Source organism: Arthrobacter sp. ZGTC212, assembly GCF_002929255.1.
Taxonomy (GTDB): Bacteria; Actinomycetota; Actinomycetes; order Actinomycetales; family Micrococcaceae; genus Arthrobacter_B; species Arthrobacter_B sunyaminii.
This window is the reverse complement of the sequence record NZ_PJIJ01000002.1, coordinates 379932-398178: the sequence shown is the minus strand read 5'-3', so window position 1 is coordinate 398178 and position 18247 is coordinate 379932. Positions and strand designations below refer to the sequence as shown.

Below are 18247 nucleotides of genomic sequence, written 5' to 3'. Positions count from 1 at the left end.
AGCGCTGCTTAGACCAGTTCTCCCGCCGGCTCCAGCGGGATGTCCACGCTGCCGCCGGGACGGAGCTGGAACAGGGCATTCCCCACCCGGATCCGGACCGGGGGCAGATTACCCGGAGCGGCCGATACCCGCAGGACGGTGCGTTCCAAGCTGATATCCAGCAGCACCCCGCGGTAGCGAACCCGGAAGGACACCCGCCGGAGCCCTGAGGGCAGCCTGGGGGTGAAGACCAGGTCCCCGGATTCCATCCGCAGCCCCGCAAAGCTGCGCTGCACGACGTCGATGGTTCCGGCCATGGCGCCCAAGTGCACTCCGGTTCGGGTTGTGCCGCCCTGGGTATCGTCAAGGTCTGCGTCCAGGGCGTCCCTGAACGTGTCCCACGCGCGTTCCGGATCGGAGGCGGACAGAACGGAGGCATGGGCGACCCGGCTGAGCGTGGAACCGTGAATGGTCCGGGACAGGTAGTAGTCCACCATTGCCCGGATCTGTCCCGGCCCGACGTCGTAAGCCATCCGCCGCAGGAGGCGCACCAGGTCCTCTTCACCCAGGACGTAGAGCAGCATCAGCACGTCGGCCTGTTTGGAGAGCTTGTAGCCGTTGGTGCTGTCTCCCTCCGAAGCGAGGATCAGATCCAGCCGTTCGATGTTGCCGTAGCGCCGCCGGTAATGGTCCCAGTCCAGCTCCTTGAGCCGGCCGTATCCTTCGAACTGACTGATCATGCCGTCATGGAAAGGGACGTAAAGCCGCCGGCCCAGCTGCTTCCAAAACGTCAGTTCGGCCTGGGTAATCCCCAGCTTCTTCCGCAGATACTTGCTGTCCTGTCCGTGCAGTTCCTTGAGGATCCGTGCCGGGAGGGCGCACAGCCAGGCGGCCATGATGTTGGTGTACGCGTTGTCGTCCACCCCGGAGCCGGGGTGCTCCGGGTAACCGTCGTGGTACTCGTCCGGCCCCACCACGCCGCGCAGGTGGAACCGTCCGTCCTCCCCCGTTTCGGCCATGGACGCGATCATCCGGGCGACCTCCACGATGATCTCCGCTCCGCGGCTGATCAGCCATTGCCGGTCCTCTGTGGCCTGGAAATACTGCCAAACGTTGTAGGCGACGGCCAGGCTGCCGTGGCGCTGAAGCCGGGAGTTGTCCCTCATCCATTTCTGGGAAAACCTGTTGTACAGCCACCGGGGCGTTTCTTCGGTTCCATCGCTGCCGCTGCGCCAGGGAAACAGTGCGCCGGACAGCCCGGCCGAGCGGGCCGTATCCCGGGCGGCGTTCAGACGGCGCCACCGGTAGTTCAGCACCGAGCGCGTGATGGAGGGCAGCCGCGAGGTGACCAGCGGCAGGACAAACAGATCATCCCAAAAAATGTGTCCCCGGTAGCCTTCCCCGTGCAGTCCGCGTGCCGGAACACCCACGTCCAGTTCCTCAGTGATCGGGGTGAGCACCTGCAGCAGGTGGAACACATGCAGGTTCAGGACCAGCTGCGTCTGACCGTCCGCGTGCAGGTCAAGGCTGAACAAATGCAGCAGCCTGCGCCAGGCAGCCTGATGGCCGGCAAGGATTGCGGTGAAGTCGACCGGGGTGCGGGCGAGCACGGCGTGCGCTCCGGAGGCCGGCGTGGAAATGGCCCGGTCATGGGAGGTGACGACGGCGGCGGTTTTGAGGACACTCAAAGGCTTTCCACCGCGCAGCTCCCCGCGATGGTACTGCAGCCAGCGGGAGGAATCCGCTCCCGCCCCGGATGCTCCGGGCAGCGGGCTGCTGTCCACCGGGGTGTCTGCACGGAAGGTGACCCGCACGGCAACAGCGATCCGGATCCGGCTTTGCGTGGTTTCAGCTTCAACGCTTTCCGTGCCGGACTGCAGGTCAACGGCAAGGGTATTGAGGTGGCGGTTTCCCAGCGAGGCATCCTCGGCGACATTCGCGTTGCGGATGTCGTAGTCAATCCCTGTCCTGAACTCCACCGGCCCGTCCCACCCCCGGGCAGTCACCGCGGTCTCCAATACGGCGAGCGCGGGAGAGGCCATGGACACGACGCGCTGCTGGACAACGTCGAGCTGCCGTCCGTTCCCGTCCTCCAGCAGGACACGGCGGGTCAGGACGGCACGTTGCATGTCCAGCGACCGGTGTTCCCGCCGCAGAATCAGCCCGCCTTCGGACCACCAGCCGCCGGAGCCAAAGCGAAGGTCAACCGGAAGCCAGTTCGGCAGATTCACCATGTGCTCGTTCCATGCCGTCTCACCGCCGATGGCCTCCGGAACACGGTTAAAGATGCCCGCAGCGTAGGTTCCGGGATAGTGAATGGAGTCCGCACGGGCTTCGGGTGCTGTTCCCCGGGTTCCCATCCGGCCGTTGCCGAGCGTTGTCAGCGCCTCCCGGTGCCCCTCGTGCCAGGGATCAAAACCGTCGTAAATCAGCTGCCAGGGGTGGGACAGCACAAGGCCGATGTCCAGCTCCCCGGGATCCCGGAGCACCAGATCCGCCCCGGCAGCCTCCAGCTGGGTGCGCTGTTTGGCCCGGTCAATCCCGACCACCAGTCCGAACCCGCCGCTGCGCGCAGCTTCAACGCCTGCGGTGGAGTCTTCGATCACCACGGCCTGCGAGGGGCTGACGCCGAGACGGCGTGCGGCTTCGAGGAACGTCGCGGGGTCCGGCTTGCCCTCCAGCTGCAGGTCCGCCGCAACAGAACCGTCGACGACGGCGTCGAACTTGTCCTCCAGCCCCGCCGCCGCGAGGACGGCGGGCGCGTTGCGGCTGGCCGTAACCAAGGCCACCGGCACCATGTCCGTGCGCAGCCGGTCCAACAAACCCACCGTTCCGGGATAGGCACGAACACCGTCCTGCTGAAGGGCGGCCAGGAACAGCACGTTTTTGGCCGACCCGAGGCCGTAGGCGGTCCAGGACCAGGGCGCGTCATCCGGGGACCCCAGGGGAACGTCCACTCCGCGGGAGCGGAGGAACCCCAGGACTCCCTGTTCGCGCGGGCGCCCGTCAACGTAGGCGTAGTAGTCGCTGTCCTGGAAGGGGCCGCCGGAGGCTGCTTCGGCTCTCCTGTCAGCGAGGACGGAGTCGAAGAGGGCTTTCCATACTGAGCGGTGCACCGAAGCTGTGTCGGTGACGACCCCGTCCATGTCAAAGATGACGGCCTGATAGCGCAGGGGTGTCACCGCGGCAGGCAGCGGCAGCGCGGGTGACGGGACGGCATCCGGCCGCGGTTCAGCGGGCATCGGCCGGTGAAGCGGCTATGTGGAGGACGGCGGCTCCGGAGACCCGGTCAGCTGCCAGGTCCGTCAGGGCACGGTCCGCCGCGGAGAAGGAGTACGGCGTGGTGCTCACGCGGACGGGGATTCGGGCCGCGAGCTCCAGAAACTCGTTGCCGTCCTGCCGGGTGTTCGCCGTGACGCTGAGCAGCCGGCGTTCCTGAAAAAGCTCCGCGTCGTAGTCAAGCTCCGGAATGGCGCTGAGGTAGATGCCGGCCACGGCAAGGGTCCCGCCGCGGTCCAGGGCGCGGAGGGCGGGCGGCACCAGCGTTCCAGCCGGCGCGAAGATGATTGCCGCATCCAGGAGAACGGGAGGTTCATCTGTTGTTCCGCCGACGGACGCCACGCCCAGTTCACGGGCCAGACGGCGGCCCTTCCCTGAACGAGTCATGACATGGACCTGAACATCCTCGAACATGGCAACCTGTGCGGCGAGATGGGCCGAGGCACCAAAACCGTAGATGCCCAGGTTCCCGCCGGGCCGGATCCCCGACCGGCGCAGGGCACGGTAGCCAATGATCCCTGCACACAGCAGGGGCGCTGCTTCCTCGTCGCTGAACGTATCGGGCAGCGGGTAGGCGAAGCTCTCCGGAACCGTGGCCAGCTCAGCGAACCCGCCGTCGTCGTCCCATCCCGTAAACCGGGGAGTGAGGCAGAGGTTCTCCCTCCCGCTGAGGCAGAACCGGCACCGGCCGCAGGTGGACCGCAGCCAGGCTATGCCCACCCGCTCACCCCGGGTGAAGAGCGTGCAGCCAGGACCCGTCCCAACCACCTCGCCCACGACTTCGTGCCCGGGAATCACCCCGTGCCGTTTTGGCGGCAGGTCTCCTTCGGTCAGATGAAGGTCAGTCCGGCAAACACCGCAGACGCGGACACGGACCAGCAGTTCCCCGGGACCCGGTACCGGATCCGGGCGCTCGCCGTAAACCAGCGGCCGGCCGGCAGCTGGACCGGTCAGCGGGCCGGGATCATCAACCCACCAGGCGCGCATGTTCCTCCCTATCCGACCGCAGGGATGTACGCGGATTATCGGCCCGCCCCCGTCCTGCAGGTGATTGCCAACTCTAGCGGCGTGAGCATCCGCCGGACAGGTTGGCCCGCCCCGACGGGTCCTATCAGGAAAGGTTTGTGTTCTCCCCCACCGAATCCCGGAGACAGGCATACGCTTGGAGGGGTAGTGTTCCCCTGTTCACAGCACGCCTGACCTGCGGTCCTCACCCGCCCTCCTGACGGGTGCAGCGGCGCCGGACACCGAGTGAATCCGGCGTCTGCCCCTTCCGCTATGCGGGGAGTCGTTTACCCTGCATTGCCACAAGAATGCAGCACCGGAACCGAGATCAAACGAGGCAGTCATGGCAGGAAAATTCGAGGTCTATCAGGACAAGTCCGGCGGGTACAGGTTCCGCCTGAAGGCAGGCAATGGCGAAGTCATCGCTTCGTCGGAAAGCTATAAGTCCAAGGCATCGGCGCTGAAGGGCGTGGAATCCGTCCGAAATAACGCCGCGTCCGAAATCACGGACCTGACGGCCGTCGCGACCTAGGCGGCCCTGGACCCTTTTCGGGCCTACTTCGGGTTTGAGTACATCACCATCAGAAGGCACACCGCGGAGAACCCTGTCTGTGCCAGCAGGAGCACACCGGGTGCATAACCCAGGAACAGGCCCAGCAGCAGCGGAACCAGCGCCAGCAGCGTGGTGTCCAATCCCCTGATCATGGCCCCGGTCTGAGCCGTGGGCACCGGACCGAACACGGTGTCCACCGGCGGAGCCGTCCAGTCCGGCTGGACCCGGTACGCTCCCCGCACGGCCGACGCACCAAACCCCACGCCTGCCAGCGCACCCAGAGCAATCAACTCCGGGCTGCCGGCACCCAGCAGCACCAGCACGGCGCAAGACAGAGCGGACCACAGTGCAAGGGCAGCTGCGGGCAAAGCCGTCCGGCTCAGCCGCACCATGCTCAGCGACAGCGGCAGCAGCAAATCCAGTCCCGGCATGATCGCGGTCCGCCGCGCCACCGCACCCAGCGCCGGAACCACCGCAAACACCGTGGCGGCGATCAGAGCCAGCTGTACCGGAACCGGTTGCCTCCCGCCGGTCAGCAGCAGAGTCATACACAGCGAAAGCAGCAGCACCGGGCGGACCCACAAACCCGGTGTCCGCAGGAACGCGGCGGTATCGGCCCGCAGCAGCGCTCCAAACGGCGTCCGGCCGCCCTTCGCATACCAGCGGCCGGCGCGTGCGGAAACAACGACGCCGTAATCGGCGGACAGGGCACGCGCCACCTCGTTCGGGTCCATGAGATACACCGCTGCCCCGGCATGCCCGGACACCGCGCCGCCGCGGATAAGATCCCGGCCCGGAATGTCCCCCAACTGGGGCCGGCCGACCAGCCACAGCGCGACGGCGGCAGCCAAAGTGACGAGCGCAGGTCCCCACAGGCCTGCTGCGGCCTGCCGGGGAACAAAGCTCAGCACCGCCAGCAGCAACAGACCGGGCAGCTGGCCTGACACCATTCGCCGGGCCAGCCCGCGCGCGGTCCGGCTTGCCATCGTCGGTTTAACAGTTGCCGGTCCCCCAGATGTGGCGGGTCCTGCCCCGACCTGCTGCAGGAGCGCGAGCAGCACCGCGCAGACAGCTGCCAGGCCAAACGCCGCGGCTGCTCCGAATTGTCCGCGCACGCTGGCTGCAAGGTCCGTGATGAAGCCGAACGGCAGATACAGTACAGATGCTCCTGCCCAGACCAGGACCAGGCGGCGGATCAGCCGTCCTGACACCATGCGCCGCCGGTCCAGTGGCAGGCTCAGCCACCAGTACCCTTCGGGTCCGCTGACCGCGGCCGGACCAAGTTTTCGGGCCACCACCATGATCGCCGCCAACGCGGCGAACAGCAGCACGGTCGGTGCCGCGCCGTCGGGCAGGGAGAACGACGGCGGGTCCACCAAGGTGCGCCCCGCCGAGTCCGCGGACCAGGCCAGGGCTACCTGCTCGCGCAGCGCCAGGACCAGTCCCGCCGCGAGTGCTCCGATCGTTCCCGCAGTCAGGAGAGCTGTGTAGACATCAACGAAGACATCCCGGATCCGGCTCCGGTCCCGGGTGTAAGCGCGGGATGCCTGCCGCGTGAAGCGAACGGGATCGAAAACTGGTGCCGTTCTGACGGCGGCTCCGGAGGTCATCGCTAGCGTCCCGCGATTTCGGAAGCGGCACGGTCGGGGGCGATCTCTCGGACATCGTCGTCAATCAGCAGGCACCGGCCGGCAGTGGCCAGGAGCAGCGCCGGGTCGTGAGTGACCAGCAAAACGGTGCCCCCGCCGTCGGCGTACCCATTGATCCGCTCCCCCAAGCGTTCGCGCATGACCGGGTCCAGACGCTGCTCGGGTTCGTCCAGGATCAGCAGCGAAGAAGGACGTATCAGGGCGGAGGCCAGCAGCAGGCGGCGCCGCTGCCCCGATGAGACGGAGGCGGGAACGGCGTCGGCGCGCTCCTGCAGGGCGAAGAAGTCCAGTTCGGCGTTCACCGCTTTGTCCGGGTCCGGAACGGAGTGTCCGCGGGCCACCAGCTGGAGGTGCTCGCGCAGCGAGAGCGACCAATCTAGCGGACGGGACAACGCGGCCAGGGGCCGCGCAACATCCATGCAGAACTCCGCCGGTTGTGGTTGGGTGGCCTGATGGATGAATACGTAAGCACAGGAACGTTCTGGTTCACGGTAGCCCTGATCAACGCCGGTCTCGCCGAACAGAAGAACCGCTCCCGGTGGAACTGGTTCCTCGTTTCCCTGCTGCTGGGACCTTTTGCGACGCTGCTGATCGTCGTGTGGCGGGCGCCGGAGCCGGTGCCTCCGTCCATGACCCGCCGCGGCGGATGGCAGGAACCGGCCGCGGACCGTTAGCCGGCAGCGCCAGGAGCGTCTGGACGGCGGGCAGGTCCTTCCGCAGCGGACCGTTTCGGGAATGACGGCGGCGGAGCGCGCGTTACCGCAGGCATGACCTCTTCACCGGCAGACACCCCGGACACTTCCTTGGATCAAACCCCTGCAGCCGCCTCTGAGCACCTGCACATTGCGGTGGTGGGCGCAGGAAAAGCGGGCACCGCCGTCGCCCGTTCACTGCTCGACGCCGGGTACCAGGTTTCACTCTCCGCCTCCGGTGATCCGCAGGCCCTGGCACTGATGGCAGGCATCATCACCCCGGGCGCGGAGCCAAAGTGGACCCGGGACGCCGTGGCCGACGCTGACCTCGTGATCCTCGCGCTGCCGCTCCACCGGCTCCACCTTGTGGACCCGGCCCTGCTGGAAGGCAAGGTGGTGGTGGACGCGATGAACTACTGGCCTCCTGTGGACGGGGACATTCCCGGGTTCGCGGCGAAGGATCTTGGCTCATCAGAGGTGGTGCAGGAGATGCTTCCGGGCGCCGCCGTGGTGAAGACCTTTAACCACACCGGATACTCAACCCTGGAGCCGGACCGTCGTCCTGCCGGGCATCCGGAGCGGCTGGGCCTGGCGGTGGCGGGGAATCAGCAGGACGCTGTCGCGCTCGTCTCGGCGGTGGTGGACCGGATCGGCTACGACCCGGTTCCGGTCGCCTCTTTGGCCGGGACCCTGTTCCTGCAGCCGGGCGGATCCGCGTTTGGTGCCCGGTTGACCGCCGCGCAGCTGAAGGAATTAGCGGTCGTGGCCGTGCCGGCGATCTGAGCCGCACTGTTCCTGCGGGAATTTTCCGGTTCCGGCCATTGCACACACCACAACACCTCCGAAGGGATGAGCAACATGCCAACACTGGGAATCATAGGAAGCGGAAACATCGGATCGGCTGTGGCGAGACTGGCGGTTGCTGCGGACATGAACGTGGTCATCGCGAACTCACGGGGACCGGAATCACTTCGAAGCCTGGTCGCCGAACTGGGCCCGCTCGCCCAGGCCGGAACTGTCGAAGAGGCAGCCGGCCAGACCGACGCCGTCGTGCTTTCCATTCCGCTCAAAGCGGTGAAGGACCTGCCGGACGGGCTGCTGGCCGGCAAACTCGTCCTTGACACGAGCAACTATTACCCGTCACGCGACGGACGCATCGAAGAACTTGATGAGAGCACCGTGACCACAAGCGAGCTGGTGATGCGAATGCTCGGTGACACCCGCTACGTGAAGGTGTTCAACAACATCACTGCGGCGCACATCCCGGCCCTCGCCCGCCCGGAAGGTGCGCCGGACCGTTCAGCGCTGCCCATCGCCGGCGACGACGCCGCTGCCAAGACGCAGGCAACGGCCATCATCGAGCGGCTTGGCTATGACACCGTGGACGCAGGGACACTGGCCGAGAGCTGGAAGTTCGAGCCCGAAACTCCGGCCTACGGGCTGATCTACTTCGCGGACCCCAACGCGTCCGAGCAGCAGCTGATGAACACCTCTCCCGGACCGACCCCGGTGGATGAGGTCCGCTCCGCGCTCGACGCCGCCACCCGGGTCAACGTGGCAGAGCGGAAGTTCTAGGCTCTTCCCCTGAATCATGACTCCCGGCCTTCGCCTACAGTGTCCCTTGCCGGGGGATATCTTCCCTGACACTTCAACGGGCACGACGAGAACGGGGCTGGCGCAGTGGAGGGTTCAGACAGTTTCAATGCAATCCTGGCAGTCATAGCGATGACCCGAGACGCACGGATGTCGCCGCCGCTGGCATGCACGGCAGTCACGACGAATGAGTCGGGCAGCACGACAGAAGAGGCCGTCAAGGTGAACCGCAGCCGCAGCACCTGGTCACTAACCGACAGCACCGGCGGCTCCAGCTGCGATCCAGTCAGGGGGCTGGTCATGTGGTCGCCGTCCGGAGAGGAAGTCGGCGGCCTGGAAAGGGCGGACTGGATGCCTCCGCAAATAGCACTGTTCCACCCGTTGCAGATGCGGATTTGGGACGGTGCGGCCGATCAGATGCGGGTCATCGCCGCGTTCGAAGATGATGTTTTTGTGACTTTGAAGCTGGAACATCGGGAAGCGCCCGGAGAAACCGGTGAAGCCATTATCAACCGGGAGTTCGGGGTGGTCACCGAATACCGGGACGCGTCCACCAAAATACTGCTGACGAATCTGCATGTCGATTTGTAGCGCTTCCGCAGGGACGCCCCGGTGTGAGCTCGCTCGCTTCGCGGAATAGCACCGATGCCTCCGCCGGTTGTCGCTGGAGATACGAACTTCAGCTCAGGCCATTTCAAAGGGCCTGAGCGACGCGACAAAAGGAAATCCTGAGTGAAACTCTTTACCCCGCTCACCGTCGGCACCATGGAACTGCCCAACCGCCTCGTCATGGCACCGATGTCCCGGGTGCGCGCCGACCGCAACGGCGTGCCCACCGACATCATGATCGAGCACTACCGCCAGCGCGCCTCCCTGGGCCTGATCATCACTGACGGCATCTACCCCTCCTTCCCTGGCCAGGGCAACCCCCTGATGCCCGGCCTGGTCACCGAAGACCACGTCGCCGGCTGGAAGCGCGTCACCGACGCCGTCCACGCCGCCGGCGGCCGGATCGTCGCCCAGCTCATGCACTCCGGACGCGTCGCTCACGAAAATATCAACGGCGGACACCAGCCCCAGGCCCCCAGCGCCATCGCGGTTGAAGGCATGGCACACACCTACGACGGCAAGCAGCCCTACCCCGTCCCCCACGCCCTCACCGAAGACGAGCTTCCCGGCGTCGTACAGGACTTCGTCTCCGCCGCGCAGAACGCGATGAAGGCAGGGTTCGACGGCGTGGAGCTGCACGGTGCCAACGGCTACCTGCTGCAGGAATTCCTCTCCCCTGTCTCCAATACGCGCACCGACTCCTACGGCGGCTCCCCCGAGAACCGTGCCCGGATGGTCATCGAGACCTTCCGCGCGGTGGCCGAGGCGATCGGCGCCGAGCACACCGCCATCCGTATCTCTCCGGAACACAACATCCAGGGCGTGCTGGAAACCGACCGCGCCGATGTCACCGCCACCTACACCGCTCTGGTGGACGGCATCGCGGATCTGAAGCCGGCCTACCTTTCCATCCTGCACGCGGATCCGGCCGACGAGATGATCCAGGACCTGCGCCGCCGCTTCGCCGGCCCGGTCCTGATGAACACCGGCTTCGGCACCGTCACCACACGCAATGACGCGATCATGCTGCTCGAAGAGGACCTGGCCGATGCCGCCGTCGTCGGCCGCCCGGTCATGGCCAACCCGGACCTGGCCCGCCGCTGGCAGGAAGACCTGCCGCTGAACGAGCTGGACCAGGCCACCGTCTACACCGACGGTGCCGCCGGCTACACGGACTACCCGGTGCTGGCTCCGGTTTCCTAGCCCAGGCGAACGATGACGGCAGGCCTTCCGCGTGACGCGGGAGGCCTGCCGTCGCCTACCGCTTTGACGGTTGCGACGAGCGCTCCTCGCCGGAATATTGCGCTTCTTTATCCTTACTCCAGGCACGCGCGTACAGGCCAAGGGCCGCCTGCTCCCTGAAGGTGAAGCCCAGCCCGTTGAGTGCCATCTGGCTTACCCCCGTAGCCAGCCGCTGCGCACTGCGACTGATGCGTTGTTTGTCCGCCCGGTACAAATAGTCATCGATGGCCCGTGCCCACCGCTTCCGCCCGATATCCACTGCCGGCTCTGAGGCAAGGGCGGCCATCATCCTGTGTGCGGGCACAATCCGGGGTGCAATCCGGGCCCCGCATGAAAGGCCCAGTCCGAGAATCGCGGCCAGATTCTTGAAAGATTATTGCTGGGTTACTTGCCCGTGATGATCACGTAAACCAAACACAACAAAGCCCGCACCACAGCGAATGCATCCTGGCTGCTGGCCGGCCGGACCCCCGGCGTCGAACTCGATCAGGTGGGTCGGGACCAGGCTGCCTCGACGGGCGCGGCCGACAGAACGTGTCAGACAGTGGGCGTGGGCGGCGCGGACAGGACGGCGTTGCCCATCCAGCCGACTTCGCTGAGGAACGAGCGGATCACCGCCGCCGCCGCCTCGAGCCCGGACTCAAGCAAGAAGTGCCCGCCGAGGTGGAGCTCAATGTGCGCGTTGGGGAGGTCCCGGGAGAACGCGTGCGCGCCCTCCGGCCCGAAGATCTCATCGCCTTGCCCCCATACGGCCAGCAAAGGGACCTGCGTACTACGGAAGTACTCGTGTAGGCGGGGGTATAGCGGAATGTTGGATGCATAGTTACGGAACAGGGCGAGCTGGACGAGGTCGTTGCCCGGTCGTCCGATCAGCGAAGCATCCCGTTCCCAGGTTCCGGGGTCCACCAGGGTGGGGTCGGCAACGCCAGTCACGTACTGCCAGCGGATGGCCTCACGCGTGAGCGCGGCCCGCACGGCCGCCTCTGGGCGTCGAAGGAGTACGAAAACTCGTCGACGCTCGGGGCATCGGATAGCCCGAAGCCGAGATGGTCTGGCGCGACGACGTGGTAGCGGTCCGCGAGCAACGGGATCAGGTTGCGGTACATGGCCGAACTGGTCGGGTACCCGTGGAGCAGAACGACCGTTGGTGACTCGGGAGATCCTGCCTCACGGTAGAAGATCCGGCGGCCCTCGATGGTCGCAAAGCTGTGGTGGACTGCAGAGATGACACTAACCTCTCTAGGGGCGGTATGTACTTGATCGATCAGCCGGCCCTTGCGCGGCCCGTCGCACTGCCGCGAGATGGGCTGGGCGAACCCTGTTGACGGCGTCGTCGACGTCCCGATGCGTCGTGAGCCATCTCGCAACGTAGGGGCAGACCGCCACCAGGCGATACCCCTCCTGGACGCTGGTTCTCAGGGCAGTGCGGGTGAGGACGCTGGCCAGGCCCCGCCCGTCGAACTGCTCGTCGATCACGGTGTGGTAGAAGATGCGCTGCCGCGATGGACCCTCGTCATGGTGGGTATACATCGAGAACCCCGCGCAGACGCCCCCTACCAGAATGTCGAAACGGCTCTCTTCAGAGTTGTTGCGCACCTCGACGGGCTGGGTCTGAGTCGTGCTGCGTTCACTTTCGGTTGTCATTGCTGTCCTCTCGCTCGTGTACGGGGTCTGATCTGGGCATTGGGTAGTTCAGGTGCGGGCAGCGCACCCGAAGGCTCGGAGGGGTATGGGCCGAAGCGCACCGGTCCCGGTGCAGGACCCGGCTCGGCGCCGATTTCGCGCTGCCATTGGGTGCGGTAGGCGACGATCTCGGCGTGGCTGCGGGCCACGAAGTTCCACCACAGGACGATGTCCTCGTCGAAGGGTGGGCCACCCACGATCACGACGCGGGCGCCTGGTCCGGGCCTGGCGTGCAAGCGCACGCCAGGCAGCCCGGCGGGGAGATAGTGCAGCGCGCCGGGCGACAGTGCGGTTCGCGCAGAGGCCTCGACGCCGTCTGCTTCCCACGCCGTGAGGGAGACCGACCCGGTATCGAGAAGTAGTCCGTGCTCGCAGTTCGGGTCCAGCGGCAGGTCGAGGCTTTCACCGGGGTTGATGAGGGCTTCGGCGGCGTGAGCCGGCGTCCGGGTGTCGATCGGTGAGCAGGCGCCTGCGATGCGCCCGACATATGTGCGCACGGTACCCCCGGGCCTGATCTCCGGCGTGGGGACATGATGCTGGGCTTCCGGTGGCCCGTGGCGGAGGTCGTCCGGCAGGGCATACCAGAGCTGGATCCCGTGCAGGCGGGTGGTGTCCGGGGTGGAGAACTCGGAGTGGGAGATGCCCCGGCCCGCGATCATGAGATTCACCTCCCCAGGGCGCACAGTGTTGGTGAACCCGGTCGAGTCGCGGTGCAGGACCTGCCCGGAGAACAGAAGGGTCACGGTCGCGAGACCGGTGTGGGGGTGGCGGGGCACGGCCATGCCGCCGTTGGCGGAGACGTCGTCGGGACCGAAATGGTCGACGAAACACCACGGACCGATGAGGGACCGGGTCCGCTGCGGCAGGGTGCGGCGCACGGTCATGGCCCGCGGCCCGCCCAACGGCACGTTCCGCGGGGTGAGGCGCTCTCCGAGATCGGGGGGAGGGCCGGGGACGGTGCTGTGTCCCAGGGAGTTCAGAGCGTCGTGGGTCATGGCTGCTCCTGTTGGTGGGTGAGGGGCGCTTCGCCCCGGGCACGGGGTGGTGGGAGGCGATGGAGAGACGGTTGTAGCCCTGCGCCTGTCGCTCTGGCTCGGGGAACTAACGCTGTATCAAGGTGCCGGGGTGAGCGCAGGCCCGGTATGCCGCGTGCGGTACCAGATCACCCCGGTGATTACCGCCAACAGGACCACGGGGATAAGGAAAGCCATGGAACCCACCCCGGAAGAGCGATCTGTCGTCGCATTGAGGTCGGCGTGAAGCACAAGTGCCAACATCAGGCCAAGAGAATTATTGGCCGCGTGCAGCACGACTGATGTCTCAAGACCACCCGTACGCCACGTGATCAGCGCGAAGGTGATGCCCACGGCCAGGAACTGAAGATTGAGCCAAAGGTCGGTGGACAGGTGGATCGTCGCGAACAGCACCGAAGAGACGACCACCCCCAAGGCCAGGGCTGAGCGAGGGCTTCTCCCCCAGCTAGCAGCCACGCGAAAGATCAGCCCCCTGAACCCATACTCTTCGCCCGCGGTCTGCAGCGGCACGATCAAGACCGTGACCACGAACATGAAGAGGAGGTCGCCTACGGCCCAGTCGGTCATTACGGAAGGCTGAAGAATAGTCAGGACGGTCTATAAACGGCCCAGACGGGCACAAGAACGAGTACTGCCCGACCCAGCACTGCCGCTCGGAACACTCCGGTAACGGAATGCATCGTGCGCCCCTTGACACCGTAGAGCCAGCGCTGGATGAGCATGCTCCACGGAATGAGTAGCGCGCTCGAGGCGAAGGTAGCAGCCAGCGTAACGGTCGTGAATTCCGTGCCGCCAGTGACAATGCTGTCTCGGCCAAGCAAGAGATCAATCTGTCCACTGATCTGCGCGGCGACGGCACCAAATCCCAGCAATCCTCCAAAAAGAAGCACGATGGCAAGAATGCCACGCGGTATTCCGCGTCCTTTGGTTTTCCGGTCGAGCACCCGGTGGTACGGGGTGCCAGCCGGGATGTCTCCCCCGGCGCGGCTGGTGTCGTGATCGGTATCGCGGAGTGTGGATACCTGGTTGATGACATTCTCATTAGGACCCATGACTGACCTCTACTTTCGTCTTGTGTGTGGTGGGATGGCCCGGTTCAGCGGTGGCGGAGCCGTCGCCGGGCGAACCTAGGAAGGTGCGCAGGGCGTCATTGACGTCGTCGGCATGCGTCCAGAGCAACCCGTGAGGGGCGCCCTCCACCTCGACGTAGTGAGCAGCGGGCAGTGACCGGGAGAACCGGCGGGCCGTGTTGTCGATGGGCAGGATACGGTCGGCAGTGCCGTGCAGGATCAAAACCGGCTTCCCGCTCCGGCGCACTGCTTCGACATCACGCCGAAAATCCTCGATCCACGAAGAGACGACGGCGTAGGCCGCCACCGGGGCGCTGGAGATTGCGGTGTTCCAGCTGCCGCTCACCGCCTCCTGGCTGACCCGGGTACCGAGGTTCTCGTTGAGGTTGTAGAAGTCCGTGAAGAACTGCGTGTACCAGGCGTACCGGTCGCTCCTAGCCGCAGCTTCAATTCCATCGAACACTGCCCGCGGCACGCCCTCGGGGTTGTCTTCACGCGCAACAAGGAAGGGCTCCAGCGAGGCGAGGAATGCAAGCTTCGCCACCCGCTCGTGGCCATACTGGGCGACATAGCGAGCGAGCTCGCCGGTCCCCATCGAGAAGCCCACCAGGACGACGTCCTGCAGATCCAGGGCCTCCAGCAGGATGCTCAGGTCGGCGGCAAAGGTGTCGTAGTCGTAGCCGACACTGACCTTCGATGACTGGCCGAAGCCGCGCCGGTCGTAGGTGATGACCCGGTACCCGCTGGCCAGGAGCTCCCGTGTCTGATGCTCCCAGCTGTGTCCGTTCAACGGATACCCGTGAATCAGGACGACAGGCTGCCCCGCACCCTGGTCCTCGTAATACAACTCGATTGGCGTGCTGTACTCTGATCCAACGCTGATAAACGCCATGGTCTTCCCTCTCGGTAGTGTGCCCAATGACATGAACGCCCCAGCCTGTGGAGCTCCGCCCCTAGGCCGCGGCTGTGCCGGGATCGGATACCCGTTCACGGCGATGTTGCCAGACTCCCACCGGCGTCGGAGCTCTCGCGTCGGTGGCGAGCACCTAGAATCGGCCACCAGGCATTACCTAGAACGGCGACAGCAACCAAGAAGGAGCAGAGCTATGCCGCGCTGCGCCCAGGCCCCGTCCGCCGCGCCGTCGGACCCCGCGGCTAGGCTGGAGGAATGGCAACAGTAATCCTCGTGCGGCACGGCCGCACCACAGCGAACGCCTCCGGGCTGCTGGCCGGCCGGACCCCCGGCGTCGAACTCGACGCCGCCCGGCGAAGCCACCGTCACCGCTGTCGACGTTGCGGCACTGCTGGATCCGGTGGAATGGACCATTAGGTCCGCCGACACGCAGTTCCGCACCGTCACGGCGCCGGACGGACAGACCGTCACCCTGCCCGACGTCGTTGTGCAGGCCGCGCGCCGGAGCTAGAGTCCCCCGCCGGAGCTGCGCCACCCTCCAAGACCCCGTGCCCGAGCTCGCCGCCTGGCCGCACCTAGCCGTCGCGCCAGGAACCCCGCAGAACCTCGATGCCATCCAGCAGAACGTCCAGCCCGACGCCGAACTCGGTGTCGTAGTCGTAACCCTCCTTAGCCAGCTCCTCCACCACTTCGAGCAGGTACGGATACCGGGCAGCAGCCTCCGCCGACTCAGCATCGCGGGTGGCAGCGGCGGCCTCGGCCGACTCCTCCGGGGTCTCGAAGGACAGGGTCTCCTGCTGCAGCGCGAAGCCGTACACATAGGCGTCCAGCAGGCTGGCGACGTGGACGGTGGCCCGGAAGGAAAATCCGTTCTCCCTTAGGCAGCCCAGCAGCGCGTTGTGTTGGCGCAGGTTCTCCGGCCCCGGCCGGCCGGCCGCCTCCATCCGCCCCACCGCCCAGCGGTGCCTGAACAGTGCGTCCCGGAGGGAGACAGCACGGTCCCGCATGGCCTGCTTCCAGCCGTACCCGCCCTCCGGTTCCGTGACCTCCGCCCAGACCAGGTCCACCATGCCCTCGAGCAGTTCCTGCTTGTTCGCCACATGCTTGTACAGCGCCATCGGCACCACACCGAGTTTCTCCGCCAACGTGCGCATGGTGAAACCGTCGATCCCCACCTGGTCGGCCAGGACGACGCCGGCGCGCAGCACGGCGCTCCTGTTCAGGCGCTGGCGGCGGGCGGACGGTTCCTCCTGCCGTGCCTTCGGTACCTGTCCCATAGAGCCGCCTTCCGAGAATCGATGCTTGACAGAGTGTACGACATACACCTATGTTCATCGCATCAGGTGTACGCAGTACACCTTTGCTGACAGGAGCGTCATGCAGACCTCTCACCGCACGGCCCGGACCGCCGGGTCCCTCTTCCTCCTCACCTTCGTCTCGGCCATTGCCGGGGCCGCGCTGTATGCGCCGCTACTCACGGACCCGGACTACGTCACCGGTTCCGGTGCCGATACGCGGGTCCTGCTCGGCGCCGTCTGCGAACTGGTGCTGATCATCGCGAACATCGGCACCGCCGTCGTACTGTTTCCCGTCCTCCGCCAGCACAGCGAGACCGCTGCGGTCGGGTATGTTGCGGCCCGGATCATGGAGTGCGCCCTGATTGCCGTCGGAATCCTCAGCGTGCTCACCGTGGTGACACTGAGGCAGACCGCCGGCGCCGATGAGTACCTGCCCGTGGCGCGGGCGCTGGTGGCGCTGCACGGCTGGACTTTCCTGCTCGGCCCGGGGTTCGTGGTGGGCATCGGAAACGGGCTGCTGCTCGGGTTCCTGATGTACCGCTCGCATCTGGTGCCGCGGCCGATGGCACTATTCGGCCTGATCGGCGGTCCGCTGATGTCGCTGTCCGGCCTTGCCGTGCTTTTCGGTGCCTATGAACAGTCCTCGGTTCCCTCCGCGCTGGCCACCCTTCCTGAGATTATTTGGGAAGCGTCGCTGGGTATTTACCTGACGGTGGTCGGCTTCCGCCGGCCGCGCCCGGTCCGTGCCTTCAGCCCGACGGGAAACGTTGACGCCGGCGCGTAGGTTACCCCTTCGGGATGGAGCCGCCCGGGGGAATTCCTCCGCCTCGGCCGCAGTTACCCCCTTGAGGGACTGCCGGAGTTCACCCCCGCCGGTCCAGCCGAACATCATCGAAGGGATTTATCGTGGCCACATTGGGAATTATCGGAAGCGGTAACATCGGATCCGCGGTCGCACGGCTCGCGGTTGCGGCGGGCATGAACGTTGTCATTGCTAACTCGCGGGGACCCGAAACGCTGACGGACCTGGTCGCCGAACTGGGCCCGCTGGCCCAGGCCGGAACGGCGGAGGACGCAGCGAAACTCGGCGACGCCGTCGTGCTTTCCATTCCGCTGAGCGCGGTCTCCGGCCTTCCCGACGGGTTGCTGGACGGCAAGATCGTCCTGGACACCAGCAATTACTACCCGTCCCGGGACGGGCGCATTGCTGAGCTTGATGACAGCACGGTGACCACGAGCGAACTGGTACAGAGCCGGCTTCCCGAAGCGCAGTACGTCAAGGCCTTCAATAACATCCTGGCCCACCACCTTCCGCTGCTGGCCCGCCCTTCCGGGTCCGCAGACCGCTCCGCACTCCCCGTTGCTTCCGACAATCCGGCCGCAAAGGCTGAGGCGGCGGCGCTCATCGATGCGCTGGGCTACGACGTGGTCGACGCCGGCCCCCTTGCCGACAGCTGGCGGTTTGAGCCGGACTCCTCGGGCTACACCCGCCTCTACCTCGCGGATGCCGGAACGCCCGACGACCAGCTGATGACCTCGGTTCCGGGCACAACGCCCAAGACGAAGGTCGAGTCCGCACTGAAATCCGCCTCCCGGGTGAACGTGGCCGAGCGCGTCTTCTAAGCCGGTACCCGTGCCCGGCGGAACT

Annotated in this window: 21 protein-coding genes and 2 pseudogenes; 10 read left to right on the top strand and 13 right to left on the bottom strand. The window is 66.1% G+C overall.

Features of this window, described 5'->3' with window-relative positions:
- Positions 1-8: 8 nt before the first annotated feature.
- Together CXQ89_RS08550 and CXQ89_RS08545 are read right to left on the bottom strand one after the other, a co-directional pair.
- Positions 9-3221: a beta-phosphoglucomutase family hydrolase gene (locus tag CXQ89_RS08550; RefSeq protein ID WP_104160952.1), complete on the bottom strand. Its 3213-nt coding sequence runs from the start codon at positions 3219-3221 to the stop codon at positions 9-11.
- Complete coding sequence (locus tag CXQ89_RS08545; protein WP_104160951.1) at positions 3211-4245, bottom strand: zinc-dependent alcohol dehydrogenase family protein; 1035 nt, start codon at positions 4243-4245, stop codon at positions 3211-3213. The genes CXQ89_RS08550 and CXQ89_RS08545 overlap by 11 nt, the downstream gene beginning before the upstream one ends.
- Before the next feature lie 361 nt (positions 4246-4606).
- Here CXQ89_RS08545 and CXQ89_RS08540 point away from each other — a divergent pair, with 361 nt between their 5' ends.
- A complete protein-coding gene (locus tag CXQ89_RS08540) occupies positions 4607-4795 on the top strand; it encodes a DUF1508 domain-containing protein (protein WP_104054420.1) in 189 nt (62 codons plus the stop codon).
- A 23-nt stretch (positions 4796-4818) separates the two neighbouring features.
- Here CXQ89_RS08540 and CXQ89_RS08535 read toward each other — a convergent pair whose 3' ends face one another.
- Both CXQ89_RS08535 and CXQ89_RS08530 read right to left on the bottom strand, forming a co-directional pair.
- Positions 4819-6426, bottom strand: a complete 1608-nt coding sequence (locus CXQ89_RS08535) for a DUF6297 family protein (protein WP_104160950.1) — start codon at positions 6424-6426, stop codon at positions 4819-4821.
- Positions 6427-6428: 2 nt separating this feature from the next.
- Positions 6429-6884, bottom strand: a complete 456-nt coding sequence (locus CXQ89_RS08530; protein ID WP_104160949.1) for an AAA family ATPase — start codon at positions 6882-6884, stop codon at positions 6429-6431.
- A 33-nt stretch (positions 6885-6917) separates the two neighbouring features.
- Here CXQ89_RS08530 and CXQ89_RS08525 point away from each other — a divergent pair, with 33 nt between their 5' ends.
- The 5 genes from CXQ89_RS08525 (at position 6918) to CXQ89_RS08505 (ending at position 10562) form a co-directional block, all read left to right on the top strand.
- Complete coding sequence (locus CXQ89_RS08525; RefSeq protein WP_104054423.1) at positions 6918-7139, top strand: hypothetical protein; 222 nt, start codon at positions 6918-6920, stop codon at positions 7137-7139.
- A 93-nt stretch (positions 7140-7232) separates the two neighbouring features.
- Positions 7233-7940: an NADPH-dependent F420 reductase gene (locus CXQ89_RS08520; protein WP_104160948.1), complete on the top strand. Its 708-nt coding sequence runs from the start codon at positions 7233-7235 to the stop codon at positions 7938-7940.
- 75 nt (positions 7941-8015) lie between these two features.
- Positions 8016-8732 carry an NADPH-dependent F420 reductase gene (locus CXQ89_RS08515; RefSeq protein WP_104160947.1) on the top strand — a complete coding sequence of 239 codons (717 nt, stop codon included), beginning with the start codon at positions 8016-8018 and terminating at the stop codon, positions 8730-8732.
- Positions 8733-8837: 105 nt separating this feature from the next.
- Positions 8838-9341 carry a hypothetical protein gene (locus tag CXQ89_RS08510; RefSeq protein WP_104160946.1) on the top strand — a complete coding sequence of 168 codons (504 nt, stop codon included), beginning with the start codon at positions 8838-8840 and terminating at the stop codon, positions 9339-9341.
- Between the two features lie 141 nt (positions 9342-9482).
- Entirely contained in the window at positions 9483-10562 is a 1080-nt protein-coding gene (locus tag CXQ89_RS08505; RefSeq protein ID WP_104160945.1) for an alkene reductase, read from the top strand.
- A 55-nt stretch (positions 10563-10617) separates the two neighbouring features.
- Here CXQ89_RS08505 and CXQ89_RS08500 read toward each other — a convergent pair whose 3' ends face one another.
- Positions 10618-10887: a hypothetical protein gene (locus CXQ89_RS08500; RefSeq protein ID WP_146067215.1), complete on the bottom strand. Its 270-nt coding sequence runs from the start codon at positions 10885-10887 to the stop codon at positions 10618-10620.
- A 165-nt stretch (positions 10888-11052) separates the two neighbouring features.
- On the opposite strand from CXQ89_RS08500, the pseudogene CXQ89_RS18825 reads away from it, so the two are divergent.
- Positions 11053-11121, top strand: a pseudogene (locus CXQ89_RS18825) (histidine phosphatase); the annotation flags it as partial.
- A gap of 17 nt (positions 11122-11138) precedes the next feature.
- On the opposite strand, the gene CXQ89_RS18820 reads toward CXQ89_RS18825, so the two are convergent.
- From CXQ89_RS18820 to CXQ89_RS08470, 7 genes are all read right to left on the bottom strand, one after another.
- Positions 11139-11534: an alpha/beta fold hydrolase gene (locus tag CXQ89_RS18820; RefSeq protein ID WP_258059982.1), complete on the bottom strand. Its 396-nt coding sequence runs from the start codon at positions 11532-11534 to the stop codon at positions 11139-11141.
- A complete protein-coding gene (locus CXQ89_RS18815) occupies positions 11531-11707 on the bottom strand; it encodes an alpha/beta fold hydrolase (RefSeq protein WP_258059981.1) in 177 nt (58 codons plus the stop codon). The genes CXQ89_RS18820 and CXQ89_RS18815 overlap by 4 nt, the downstream gene beginning before the upstream one ends.
- Before the next feature lie 133 nt (positions 11708-11840).
- Complete coding sequence (locus CXQ89_RS08485; RefSeq protein ID WP_104160943.1) at positions 11841-12245, bottom strand: GNAT family N-acetyltransferase; 405 nt, start codon at positions 12243-12245, stop codon at positions 11841-11843.
- On the bottom strand, positions 12242-13279 hold the full coding sequence (locus CXQ89_RS08480) for a pirin family protein (RefSeq protein WP_104160942.1): 1038 nt from the start codon (positions 13277-13279) through the stop codon (positions 12242-12244). Before CXQ89_RS08480 ends, CXQ89_RS08485 begins: the two co-directional genes overlap by 4 nt.
- A gap of 117 nt (positions 13280-13396) precedes the next feature.
- Positions 13397-13885, bottom strand: a complete 489-nt coding sequence (locus CXQ89_RS18575; protein ID WP_219815579.1) for a CPBP family intramembrane glutamic endopeptidase — start codon at positions 13883-13885, stop codon at positions 13397-13399.
- A gap of 20 nt (positions 13886-13905) precedes the next feature.
- Complete coding sequence (locus CXQ89_RS18570) at positions 13906-14370, bottom strand: hypothetical protein (protein WP_219815578.1); 465 nt, start codon at positions 14368-14370, stop codon at positions 13906-13908.
- Complete coding sequence (locus tag CXQ89_RS08470; RefSeq protein ID WP_104160941.1) at positions 14360-15280, bottom strand: alpha/beta fold hydrolase; 921 nt, start codon at positions 15278-15280, stop codon at positions 14360-14362. The genes CXQ89_RS18570 and CXQ89_RS08470 overlap by 11 nt, the downstream gene beginning before the upstream one ends.
- Before the next feature lie 276 nt (positions 15281-15556).
- Here CXQ89_RS08470 and CXQ89_RS08465 point away from each other — a divergent pair.
- Positions 15557-15673: pseudogene (locus CXQ89_RS08465) on the top strand (histidine phosphatase); the annotation flags it as partial.
- A gap of 203 nt (positions 15674-15876) precedes the next feature.
- Here the strand turns inward: CXQ89_RS08465 and CXQ89_RS08460 are convergent.
- Positions 15877-16578 (bottom strand): TetR/AcrR family transcriptional regulator C-terminal domain-containing protein, encoded by a 702-nt coding sequence (locus tag CXQ89_RS08460; RefSeq protein WP_258059980.1) that lies wholly within the window; start codon positions 16576-16578, stop codon positions 15877-15879.
- Between the two features lie 100 nt (positions 16579-16678).
- Here CXQ89_RS08460 and CXQ89_RS08455 point away from each other — a divergent pair, with 100 nt between their 5' ends.
- Both CXQ89_RS08455 and CXQ89_RS08450 read left to right on the top strand, forming a co-directional pair.
- Positions 16679-17383, top strand: a complete 705-nt coding sequence (locus tag CXQ89_RS08455; protein WP_104160940.1) for a DUF4386 domain-containing protein — start codon at positions 16679-16681, stop codon at positions 17381-17383.
- A gap of 122 nt (positions 17384-17505) precedes the next feature.
- Positions 17506-18222, top strand: a complete 717-nt coding sequence (locus CXQ89_RS08450) for an NADPH-dependent F420 reductase (protein WP_104160939.1) — start codon at positions 17506-17508, stop codon at positions 18220-18222.
- Positions 18223-18247 lie beyond the last annotated feature (25 nt).